Origin of the sequence: Janibacter endophyticus (assembly GCF_016888335.1) — a bacterium.
GTDB lineage: Bacteria > Actinomycetota > Actinomycetes > Actinomycetales > Dermatophilaceae > Marihabitans > Marihabitans endophyticum.
Genome location: NZ_JAFEJG010000004.1, coordinates 1,174,880 through 1,186,330 on the forward strand (window position 1 = coordinate 1,174,880; position 11,451 = coordinate 1,186,330).

At 71.5% G+C, this 11,451-nt stretch carries 8 protein-coding genes; 5 read left to right on the forward strand and 3 right to left on the reverse strand.

What is annotated here, in order from left to right; all coding sequences use genetic code 11:
• Nucleotides 1-118 precede the first annotated feature (118 nt).
• A complete protein-coding gene (locus tag JNO54_RS05780; RefSeq protein ID WP_204143035.1) occupies nucleotides 119-1,780 on the reverse strand; it encodes an ABC transporter substrate-binding protein in 1,662 nt (553 codons plus the stop codon).
• A 277-nt stretch (nucleotides 1,781-2,057) separates the two neighbouring features.
• Here JNO54_RS05780 and typA point away from each other — a divergent pair, with 277 nt between their 5' ends.
• The 5 genes from typA (at nucleotide 2,058) to JNO54_RS05805 (ending at nucleotide 8,860) form a co-directional block, all read left to right on the forward strand.
• Nucleotides 2,058-3,947: a translational GTPase TypA gene (gene typA, locus JNO54_RS05785; protein WP_204143036.1), complete on the forward strand. Its 1,890-nt coding sequence runs from the start codon at nucleotides 2,058-2,060 to the stop codon at nucleotides 3,945-3,947.
• A 71-nt stretch (nucleotides 3,948-4,018) separates the two neighbouring features.
• Nucleotides 4,019-5,746, forward strand: a complete 1,728-nt coding sequence (locus JNO54_RS05790) for an ABC transporter substrate-binding protein (protein WP_204143037.1) — start codon at nucleotides 4,019-4,021, stop codon at nucleotides 5,744-5,746.
• Entirely contained in the window at nucleotides 5,743-6,612 is an 870-nt protein-coding gene (gene mshB / locus JNO54_RS05795; RefSeq protein WP_204143038.1) for an N-acetyl-1-D-myo-inositol-2-amino-2-deoxy-alpha-D-glucopyranoside deacetylase, read from the forward strand. The genes JNO54_RS05790 and mshB overlap by 4 nt, the downstream gene beginning before the upstream one ends.
• 32 nt (nucleotides 6,613-6,644) lie before the next feature.
• The gene (locus tag JNO54_RS05800) at nucleotides 6,645-7,094 is read left to right on the forward strand and encodes a flavin reductase family protein (RefSeq protein ID WP_204143039.1); all 450 of its coding nucleotides are present in this window, start codon (nucleotides 6,645-6,647) and stop codon (nucleotides 7,092-7,094) included.
• 5 nt (nucleotides 7,095-7,099) lie between these two features.
• Nucleotides 7,100-8,860 (forward strand): VanW family protein, encoded by a 1,761-nt coding sequence (locus JNO54_RS05805; protein ID WP_204143040.1) that lies wholly within the window; start codon nucleotides 7,100-7,102, stop codon nucleotides 8,858-8,860.
• A gap of 13 nt (nucleotides 8,861-8,873) precedes the next feature.
• Here the strand turns inward: JNO54_RS05805 and JNO54_RS05810 are convergent, their stop codons facing one another.
• Both JNO54_RS05810 and JNO54_RS05815 read right to left on the reverse strand, forming a co-directional pair.
• A complete protein-coding gene (locus JNO54_RS05810) occupies nucleotides 8,874-9,914 on the reverse strand; it encodes an ABC transporter ATP-binding protein (RefSeq protein ID WP_204143041.1) in 1,041 nt (346 codons plus the stop codon).
• On the reverse strand, nucleotides 9,911-11,446 hold the full coding sequence (locus JNO54_RS05815; protein WP_204143042.1) for an ABC transporter permease: 1,536 nt from the start codon (nucleotides 11,444-11,446) through the stop codon (nucleotides 9,911-9,913). The genes JNO54_RS05810 and JNO54_RS05815 overlap by 4 nt, the downstream gene beginning before the upstream one ends.
• Nucleotides 11,447-11,451: the final 5 nt, after the last annotated feature.

The window sequence follows — 11,451 nt, forward strand, 5'->3', positions numbered from 1 at the left end:
CTCGTGCGGTGGCGGTGGCCACCGGGGGTGGTCGGTCAAGCGGTGGGGCCGCCTCGGCCGGGTTCTCCGGGCGAGGCGGCCCCTTCGTGCGACGGGTCGGATCAGCCGATCCGGTGCGTCACTTGCCGCCGACGCTGACGGAGGAGAACTCCTCCGCGGTCAGGGGGCTCGGAACGAGACCCTCGACCTGCTCGTTGACGACGATGGCGGGCGGGCTGTGCGAGATCGGGAGCCCGGGGACGTACTCCTCGGCGATCTTCTTGTTGAGCTCCTCGTAGAGGGCCGTCCGCTCTGCCTCGTCGACCGTGGTGTCGGCCTCCTTGAGTGCCTTGCTCAGCTCGGCGCCGAAGTCGGTGACCGAGGTGTGGAAGTCGTTGCTCTTGAGGTTGCCGAAGAACGTGCCGATGAAGTTGTCGGCCGAGTCGTAGTCACCGGTCCAGCCGAGCAGCCACGCGTCGAACTGACCGTTGTCGACACCGTCGAGGTAACCGCCGTTCCACGGCTTGGTGACGACCTCGACCTTGAGACCGACCTCCTCGAGGTCCGTCAGGAGCGCCTCATGGATCTTCTGCGGGTTCGGCATGTACGGGCGGGTGACCTCGCTCGGGTAGGCGAAGGTCAGCTCCATGCCCTCGGCGCCGGCCTCCTTGAGGAGCTTCTTGGCCTCCTCGACGTTCTGCTTCGTCGGCTGGAGGTCCTTGTTGTAACCCTTGACCGTGTCCGGCATGAACTGCGAGGCCGCGACGGCGCCCTCGGGCAGCTGCGAGGAGACGAGACCCTCACGGTCGATCGCCAGGCTCAGCGCCTGGCGGACCTTGAGGTCCTTGAGCTTCGGGTTCTTCTCCGGGTTGAGGCCCATGTAGAGGATGTTGAAAGCCGGGCGGACCTCGACGGCGTTGCCGCCGTCCTCGAGACCCTTCCAGTCCACCGGGTTCGGCAGGTCGTACCCGTTGATGCTGTCGGCCTCGAGCTCCTGACGACGGGTCGACTCGTCGGGGATGATCTTGAAGACGATCTTGGCGTTCTTGGCCTTCTCGCCCCAGTAGTCCTCGTTGCGCACGAGGGTGATCGTCTTGTTGGCCGTGTCGTACTTCTCAAGCGTGTACGGGCCGGTACCGACCGGGCTCTGCGCGTTCTCCGGGTAGGCGAAGCCCTCACCCTGGGTCTTGACGTCGTTGGCGTTCTTCTCCTCGAGCGCCTTCGGCGACTGCATGGCGAAGGCGGACAGCGAGAGCATCGCCGGGAACTTCGAGGTGGCGCGCGAGATCGTCAGGACCGCCGTCTTGGGGTCCTTCGCCTCGCAGCTGCGGTAGAGGGAGTCGTCGCCGAAGCCCTCCATGGAGTAGGACCAGTACTCGGCCGGGCCCGCCTGGGCCGCCTCGTTCTGGTCGGCCATGCGCTCGAAGTTCGCGCAGACGGCCTCGGCGTTGAACTCCTCGCCGTCGGTGAACTTCACGCCCTCACGCAGGGTGAAGGTCCACGTCTTGCCGTCCTCGCTGGGCTCCCAGGACTCGGCCAGGCCCGGGCCGATCTCGGCGCTGCCCGGCTTGACCTCGACGAGGCCCTCGAACATCTGGCGGGTGACACGGAAGGTCTCGCCGTCGCTGGCGTAGAAGGGATCGAAGACCTCAGGGGCGCCCGCGGCGCCGAAGGTGAAGGTCGAGTCGGCGCCGGCCGAGCCGCCGCCGCCCTCTCCGCTGCTGTCGCGCTCGCTCTCGGCGCAGGCGCTCATGGTGAGAGCGGCCGCGCTGAGGAGGACCACGGGGGTGGACTTCCGCATGTCTGACCTCGCTGGTGGTGGCGTGTTTTCGACGACGGACCGGTGGGCCGCCGACGGCCACGACGTCCCCGTCGTCCTCCCTGCGGAGTGACCTGGGGCACGTCGCCGTGGTTGGTAGGTGAACCTATGCCACGTCCACGGGTCGAGAACAGTGCATCGGGCCTGCCTTTACCGGTCTGAGACGAAGGGGGACGAGGCCGGGGATCCGCCCGCGGCCACCCCTTCGCCCGGTCCGCGGATTTCCGCGACGGGCAGCCCGGCTGAGAGAATCGCCCCCATGCCCATGAAGACCCGCTCCGACGTGCGTAACGTCGCCATCGTCGCCCACGTCGACCACGGCAAGACCACCCTCGTCGACAAGATGCTCTGGCAGGCGGGCACCTTCGGGGAGCACGACCACATCGACGAACGAGCGATGGACTCCGGGGACCTCGAGCGTGAGAAGGGCATCACGATCCTCGCGAAGAACACCGCGATCCGCTACACCGGTCCCTCGGGCGCCGCGCACGACGCCCCCGACGGCGTGACGATCAACATCATCGACACCCCCGGACACGCCGACTTCGGCGGCGAGGTCGAGCGCGGCCTGTCCATGGTCGACGGCGTCGTCCTGCTCGTCGACGCCTCCGAGGGCCCGCTGCCGCAGACCCGCTTCGTCCTGCGCAAGGCTCTCGCCGCGAAGATGCCGGTCATCCTCTGCATCAACAAGGTCGACCGCCCCGACGCCCGCATCAGCGAGGTCGTCGACGAGGCCTACGAGCTCTTCATGGACCTCGACGCCGACGAGGACCAGATCGACTTCCCGATCGTCTACGCCTCGGGCAAGAACGGCGCCGCCAGCCTCAACCGCCCGGAGAACGGCACGCTGCCCGACAACGACGACCTCGAGCCGCTCTTCGCGACGATCATGGAGACCATCCCGGCGCCGTCCTACGACGACGAGACCCCGCTCCAGGCGCACGTCACGAACCTCGACTCGAGCAACTTCCTCGGCCGGCTCGCGCTCCTGCGCGTCTTCAACGGCGAGATCCGCAAGGGCCAGCAGGTCACGTGGTGCCGCCACGACGGCAGCCAGGAGCGGGTGAAGATCACCGAGCTGCTCATGACGGAGGGTCTGGAGCGCAAGCCGCTCGAGGGCAAGCCCGCGCGCCCCGGCGACATCATCGCCATCGCCGGCATCCCCGAGATCATGATCGGCGACACCATCGCCGACGCCGAGAACCCCGTCGCGCTGCCGCTCATCACCATCGACGAGCCCGCGATCTCCATGACGATCGGCACGAACACCTCGCCGCTCGTCGGCCGCGGCCCGACGCGTGGCACCAAGGTCACCGCCCGCATGGTCAAGGACCGCCTCGACAAGGAGCTCGTCGGCAACGTCTCGCTGCGCGTCCTGCCCACCGAGCGTCCCGACGCCTGGGAGGTCCAGGGGCGTGGCGAGCTCGCGCTCGCGATCCTCGTCGAGCAGATGCGGCGCGAGGGGTTCGAGCTGACCGTCGGCAAGCCCCAGGTCGTCACCCGGGAGGTCGACGGCAAGGTCCACGAGCCCGTCGAGCGGCTGACGATCGACACCCCCGAGGAGCACCTCGGCGCGATCACGCAGGTCCTCGCCTCGCGCAAGGGCCGCATGGAGCAGATGACGAACCACGGCACGGGGTGGATCCGGATGGAGTTCCTCGTCCCGAGCCGTGGCCTCATCGGCTTCCGCACCGAGTTCCTCACCGAGACCCGCGGCACCGGCATCGCCCACCACGTCTTCGAGGACTACGAGCCGTGGTTCGGCACGATCACGACCCGCGTCTCCGGCTCGCTCGTCGCCGACCGCTCCGGCCCGGTCACCGCCTACGCGATGGTCAACCTCCAGGAGCGTGGCGTCCTCTTCGTCGACCCGGGCACCGAGGTGTACGAGGGCATGATCGTCGGGGAGAACTCCCGGGCGGACGACATGGACGTCAACATCACCAAGGAGAAGAAGCTGACGAACGTGCGCGCGAGCTCGGCCGACAACTTCGAGAAGGTCGTCCCGCCGCGCAAGCTCTCGCTCGAGCAGTCGCTCGAGTTCTGCCGCGAGGACGAGTGCGTCGAGGTCACCCCCGACGCCGTCCGGATCCGCAAGGTCGAGCTCGACCAGGTCGTCCGGGGCCGGCTGGCCCGGTCGCGCAGCTGACCGTCCGGCGAAGGGGGTGGGCACCCCCTTCGCCGTCATGACACCGTCCACACCAGGAGGTGCCCGCACCGATGAGGACCCGACGAATCGCCGCGCTCGCCGTGGCGGGCGCGATGCTCGCCGTCGCCGGCTGCGACCCGCTCACCGACCCGACGTCCGCGCCGACGACGACCCCGCTCAGCGGCCCGGCGCAGCAGCTCACGGTCCTCTCGCACGGTCCCGTCCTCGCGTGGGACCCGCAGCGGATCACCTCACGCCAGCAGTCGCTCTTCGCCAGCCGTACCTACCTGCGCACCCTGACGACGTACGCCCCCGCGACCGACCTCGGAGGGCAGAAGGAGCTCGTGGGGGACCTCGCGAGCTCGACCGGGACGCCGAGCAAGGACCGCAGGCAGTGGTCCTTCACCCTGCGCAGCGGCGTCACCTGGCAGGACGGCTCGCAGGTCACCTGCTCTGACCTGCGCTACGGCGTCGCCCGCTCCTTCGCCAAGGAGACCGGGTCCGCCGGCTACGCCCTGACCTATCTCGACATCCCGAAGAACCCCGACGGCACGTCGAGGTACCCGGGGCCCTACGGCAAGGAGGGCCAGAGCAAGGAGGCCAAGAAGCTCCTCGAGCGGGCCGTCGGGTGCAAGGGCGCGAGGGTGACCTACCGGCTGAGCGAGCCGGTCGCCGACTTCGGCGCCGTCGTCTCGATGCCCGAGTTCGCCCCCGTCAAGGCAGCCAAGGACACGCGGGAGGACTCGGTCTACCGTGCGTGGTCCAACGGCCCGTACCAGCTCAAGGAGCCGTGGCGGCCCGGCGAGGGCGGCGTCTGGGTCCGCAACCCCGAGTGGGACGCGAAGAGCGACCCGGTCCGCACCCCGACGGTGCAGCAGATCGATCACCGCGAGGGGGTCGACGCGGTCGAGGCGGTCCGGCGGATCACCGAGGGGGAGGACGGCTCGCGCGCCGTGCTCCTCGACCCCCTGCCCCAGGACCTCATCGCCCCCGTGACCGAGTCCGAGGGGTCCGCGGCGACCGTCTCCGCCGAGGCGCAGATCGTCGACTACCTCGCCCCGAACCACGAGAGCAAGCTCATGCGCAACGCCGACGTCCGTCGGGCGCTCGCGCTCTCGACCGACCGTGAGGCGTACACCGAGGCCCTCGGCGGCAGCGCGATGGCCGTCCCGACCTGGTCCCTGCTCGGGAGCGCCCTGCCCTCTGCCCACGACCCCGTCCTCGACCGCGGGCCAACCGGTGATGTCGAGGAGGCCAAGGCGCTCCTCGCCAAGGCCAAGCAGCCCACCCCGACGATCCGGGTCGCCTACCGTTCCGGCGAGATGAGCGACCCCGCGATGGCGGCGCTCAAGGCCGGCTGGGAGCGGGCCGGCTTCGTCGTCGAGCTCACCGGGATCACCGAGGACTACTTCACGACGATCTCGGCGCCGGCGGCCAAGGACGACTTCGACGTCTTCTGGGCCAACTGGGGCGCCGACTACCCCTCGGCGGCGACCATCCTGCCGCTGCTCTTCGACAGCCGGAGCAACATCTCCTCCGCCTCGGCGGGCCGCGACCACGGCTACGTCAAGGACGACAAGATCAACAAGGCCATGGATGCGGCGCTGCGTCAGCCCGCGCACAACAAGCGGGCCGAGCAGTGGGCCGCCGTCGACACGACCCTGCTCGAGCGCGCCAGCTACATCCCGCTCGCCCATCACCGCTCGACCTTCGTCGCGGGGACCGATGTCACCGACCTCAGCGCCAACGCCGTCTTCGGCGGGGCCGTCGAGCTCGGTGCGATCGGCGTCGCCCGATGAGCCTGCGCCTGCTCTTCGTCCACGCCCACCCCGACGACGAGACCCTGGCGACGGGTGTCGCCGTCGCCCATCACGTCGCGCGTGGCGACGAGGTGACGGTCCTCACGTGCACCCTCGGCGAGCAGGGCGAGGTCATCCCGCCCGAGCTGGCTCACCTCGCGGCCGAGCAGGACGACACCCTCGGCCCGTACCGGCGTGAGGAGCTGCGGCGCGCCATGGCCGCGATCGGTGCCGAGCACCGGGTGCTGGGGGAGCGTCCGGGGGCGCTCTCGCGCTACCGCGACTCCGGGATGGCCGGCACCCCGAGCGCCGCCGACCCGCGCTGCTTCGTGCAGGCCGACGCCGACGTCGCGGCGGCGCTCGTGCGAGACGTCGTCATCGAGGTCGCGCCCGACCTCGTCATCACCTACGACGCCCAGGGTGGCTACGGGCACCCCGACCACATCCAGACCCACCGGGTCGTCCGGGCCGCCGTCGCCGGCCTGCCCGACGGTGCCCGCCCGCCCGTCCTCGCCGCGCTCACCCCTTCGTCCTGGGCGTTGGAGGACCGGGCCTGGCTGGCCGAGCACGGCCCCGCGGAGCCCGCGTGGACGCTGCCGACCGGGGACCTGCCCCCCTCGGTCGTCCCGGACGAGGTCGTGACCTACGAGGTCGTCGACCCGGACGCGGTGAGCGCCCAGGTCGCCGCGCTGCGGGAGCACGCCACCCAGGTGAGCGTCTCGGGCGAGCAGTACGCGCTCTCCAACGACATCGCCGCACGCCTCTCCGGACGAGAGGGCTACGCCGAGATCGACCTGGCCACCGGTGCCCCGGTCCCGGCGACCGAGCCCGGACGCCGCCCGCTGCGTGAGGCGGTCCGCAGGTGATCGGTCCCGAGGGCGATGCACTGCGTCTCGCCATGAGCCGCCTCGCGACGGGGGTCACGGTCGTGACGACGACGGCCGAGGGCCACGACCACGCGATGACGGCCAACTCCTTCACGTCGGTCTCGCTCGACCCCCCGCTGGTGCTGCTCTGCGTCCAGCAGGACCGTGGGTTCCACGAGGCCGTCACCGCGTCCGGGCGATGGGGGGTGTCGGTCCTCACCGAGAGCCAGCGGGCCACCGCGTCCTGGCTCAGCACGCCAGGACGGCCCCTGCACGGGCAGCTGGGACGCGTGCCGCACTACCGCTCGGAGTCCGGCGTGGTGCTCCTCGAGGGCGCCCTGGCCGTCCTGGAGTGCGAGACTGTCCAGGCTCACGTGGCCGGTGACCATGTCATCCTCGTCGCGCAGGTCCTCAGGGCCGAGCACACAGACCGTGGGGAGCCCCTGGTCTACTTCCGCAGCAGGTACACGAGCACGAGGTGAAGAGCATGACGGACCACCGGAGCGACGACCGGTGGGGAGACGACCCCGCGCTCGACGAGCGCCGCTCTCGGCGTGGGCGGGGCCTGCTCGCCGGTCTCTTCGTCCTCCTCGTCCTCGGGGGCCTGTACGTCGGGGCCGCCGTGTACTTCGGTGACCGGGTACCGGGCGGCACGACCGTCGCAGGGGTGCGGATCGGCGGCATGACCGGCAGCGAGGCCCGCGCAGCCGTCGAGCGGGGCGTCCGGGGCGACGTGACGAAGGCCCTGACCGTCGAGGGGGCCGGCAAGGATGCCACGATCGAGCCCGCCGCCGCCGGTCTCGGCGTCGACTACGACGCGACCTTGTCCGGCCTCACCGGCTTCAGCCTCAACCCGGCGGACGTGCTCGCGCACGTCACCGGCGGGAGCGAGCGCGAGCTGACGACGACGGTCAACGAGGGCAAGCTCGCCGCGGCCGTCGACGGCACGGCGAAGACCTTCGAGAAGAAGCCCGTCGAGGGGTCCGTGACGATCAAGGACGGCAAGGTCGCGACGAAGAAGTCCGTCGACGGACTGAGCGTCGACCGGGAGGGCCTGGTCGAGCAGATCGCCGACCGCTGGCCCGGCACGACCCGCTACGGCGCGCAGACCGCCCGCGTCGAGCCGGTCCTCAAGCAGGCCGAGATCGACCGCTTCGTCACGGACGAGATCGGCCCGCTCGCCTCAGGCCCGGTGACCGTGGCGACCACCGACCCCGCGGCGCAGGGCGACAAGCGGGTCACCTTCACCGTCCCGGTCGCGCCGCTCCTCGGCGCGGTGGAGATCACGGCCGACAAGGGCAAGCTCTCGCACGACATCGACCCGGAGAAGGTCACCGCGGCCGTCCTCGCGGCCGGCGACGCCTCGGGCCGGCTCCGTCCGGCGAAGGACGCGGTCGTCGTGGTCAACGGCCCCGCGAGCTTCTCCGTCACGCCGAGCCAGACCGGGCTCGCGCTGAAGAAGGACTCGGTCGCCGCCCCCGTCATCACCGCCATGGGCAAGACCGGGGCCGCCCGCACCGCCACCGTGAGGTCCGAGGTCAGCCAGCCGAAGGTCACCACCGAGACCGCGCGGGCGACGCTGCCCGAGGAGCAGATCTCGACCTTCACGACGTACCTGAGCAGCGGGGGCCCGCGCGTCGACAACATCAAGCTCGCCGCCCGCCAGCTCGACGGGGCCTACGTCGCCCCGGGGCAGACCTTCAGCCTCAACGCCCACCTCGGTCAGCGCACCGCGGCGAAGGGGTACAAGGAGGCCGGCGTCATCCACAACGGGCGGCTGCGCAACGACTTCGGTGGCGGCATCAGCCAGCTGTCGACGACCCTCTTCAACGCGGTGTTCTTCTCGGGCGCGCGGATCGAGGAGTTCCACCCGCACTCCTTCTACATCTCCCGCTACCCCGAGGGGCGCGAGGCGACGATCAGCTGGCCTGACGTCGACAACCGCTTCACCAACGACACCAAGGGCGGCATCCTCATCAAGGCCTCCGCCTCGGACTCCGCGGTGACGGTCTCCTTCTACGGCCGCAAGACGTGGAACGTCGAGGCGACGAAGAGCGAGCGCCGCAACGTGGTCCCGCCGAAGACGATCCGGGACGACAAGGAGGGCTGCGTGCCGCAGTCGCCGGCGCCCGGCTTCACGGTGACGGTCGGCCGGATCATGACGCCGGTCGGCGGAGGGGCGCAGAAGACGAGCACCTTCAACACGACCTACATCCCCCAGGACGCGGTGACCTGCACCAACCCGTGACGGGACGAAGGGGTCAGCCTCTCGGGTAGACGGGGACGTCGCCGGTGACGACGAGGCCGACCCGCTCGCCCTCCTGCGGGGTCCGCGTCCCGGGGACCCGGGAGAGCGCGGCCTCGCCGCCGTCGAGCCGGAGGTCGACGAGGGCGTCGTGCCCGAAGTAGCGCACCGAGACCACCTCGGCAGGGGCACCCTCGGGTGGGGCCACGAGGAGGACCTGCTCGGGACGCACGACGACGTCGACGGCGGTCCCGGGCGGACCCCCTTCGCCCCGGACGCGGACGCGGCCGAAGGCGCAGGTGACGGTCCCGTCGGCCTCGACGACCCCCTGGACGCCGATGGACTCGCCGAGGAAGGCAGCCTCCCCCGGGCCGGACGGGCGCTCGTAGACCTCACGCGGCGAGCCGACCCGGGTGAAGAGCCCGTCCCGCATGATGGCCACCTGGTCGGCGAAGGAGAGCGCCTCGCCCTGGTCGTGGGTGACGAGCACCGTCGTCGCGCCCCGCTCGGCGAGGGCCGCGGCGACGGCCTCGCGGGTCGAGGCCCGCAGCGCCGTGTCGAGGGCGGCGAAGGGCTCGTCGAGGAGGATGATCGCGGGGTCGAGCGCGAGCGCCCGGGCGAGGGCGACCCGCTGCTGCTGACCGCCGGAGAGCTCGTGCGGCCGGCGCCGGGCGAGAGAGGGGTCGAGCCCGACGAGCTCGAGCAGCTCCCCCACACCGCCGCGTCGACGCCGGCGCGAGCGGTCCCAGCCGAAGGCGACGTTGTGCCCCACGTCGAGGTGGGGGAAGAGGCCGCCGTCCTGGCGGACGTAGCCGATCCCGCGTCGCTCCGGGGGCAGGTGCACCCGGGGGGAGGCGATGACCTCGTCGTCGAGCCGCACCTCGCCGTCGCCGAGGTGCATGAAGCCCGCAACGACGCGCAGCAGCGTCGTCTTGCCGCAGCCCGAGGCGCCGAGCACGGCGGTCGTCGACCCGGCCGGCACGTCGAGGTCGACGCCGCGCAGGACGGGGGTCTCGACGTGGGCCGCGGTCACGCCGCGGACGTGCAGGGACCTCATCGGCGCGTGCCGCTCTGGCGCAGGAGCAGGATCGTCAGCGGCGCGGACAGGAGGATCATCATCGCCGCATATGGTGCCGCACCGACGTAGTCGAGCTCGTCGCTGGCCGCCCAGAAGGCGGTCGCGAGCGTCGAGGTCCCGGTGGGCGCGAGGAGCAGCGTCGCGGTGAGCTCGGTGGCCGACGCGATGAGGACGAGGGCGGCGCCGGTGAGCATCGACGGCGCGACGAGCGGCAGGAGCACGCGACGCAGGCGGTCCGGGCCGGAGGCACCGAGCGAGCGGGCGGCCTCGACGAGCTCGGGCGGGGCGGCGGCGAGCCCGGCGCGCAGGCTGACCATGGCGCGGGGCACGAAGAGGATCGCGTAGGCGATGACGAGCACCGACGCGCTCTGGTAGATCGCCGGCAGGTAGCGCACCGTGACCGTGACGAGCGCGAGGCCGACGACCACCCCGGGCAGGGCGCTCGCGAGATAGGTCGTGCGCTCCATGACGAGCGCGGCCCCGGTGCGTCGTCGGTCGAGCAGCCAGGCACCAGGGAGGGCGGCGATCGTCGCGACGACCGCCGCAGCCGCGGCGAGGCCGACCGTCGAGCCGGTGGTGAGGAGCAGCGAGGGTCCGTCGGGGGTGGTCGCGACCCACCGCACCAGCCACCGTCCGACGAGGGTGAGGGGGAGGGCGAGCGAGAGGACGACGAGGGCGCCGAGCCCGAGCAGCGCGGGCAGGCGGAGCCGGCCGAGGGTCAGCGGGGTGTGCGGCTGGTGGGTGCCGCTGCCGACCCGGCTGACCCGGGCGGTGCCACGGAGCAGCATCTCGAGGCCGAGCAGGGTGAGGCAGAGGCCGACGAGCACGACGGCGAGCAGGCTGCCCTCGTCGTTGCTGAAGCCGACGGAGTACTGCGTGAGGATCGCTGTCGTCAGCGTCGGGAAGCGCATCATCTCGAGCACGCCGTACTCGGCGAGCAGGTGCAGCCCGACGAGCAGCGCGCCGCCGCTCATCGCGGGGCGCAGCCGCGGGATCACCGTGCGGTGCACCGCCATGAGCGGTCCGAGACCCTGCGAGCGGGCGAGCTCCTCGTCGGAGCCGTCGAGGTCGCGCAGGATCGCCGCCACCGGCAGGTAGACGAAGGGGAAGTACGCCAGGGTCGTCACGAGGGCGGCGCCGAGCAGGCCGTGCAGGCCGGGGGCGAAGGAGATCCACGCGTAGCTGGCGACGAAGGCGGGGATGGCCAGCGGCGCGGCGAGCAGGACCCGCCAGATGCCGGCGCCAGGCAGGTCGGTCCGCTCGACGAGCCAGGCCGCGGTGATCCCGATGAAGAGCGTCGCGGGGACCGTGAGCGCGACGAGACCGAGGGTGTTGAGCAGCAGCTCAGCGATCCGGGGCCGGACGAGGTAGTCGATCGCGTCGGCGGCCGGCATGCGCAGCGCGCGCGAGCCCACGACGAGCAGGGGCAGCACGGTCGCCGCCGCCACGACGAGCGCGGCGGCGGTGACGAGGAGGCTCGAGGGGCTCGGGCGATGCGCTGCCAGGGACATGGGTT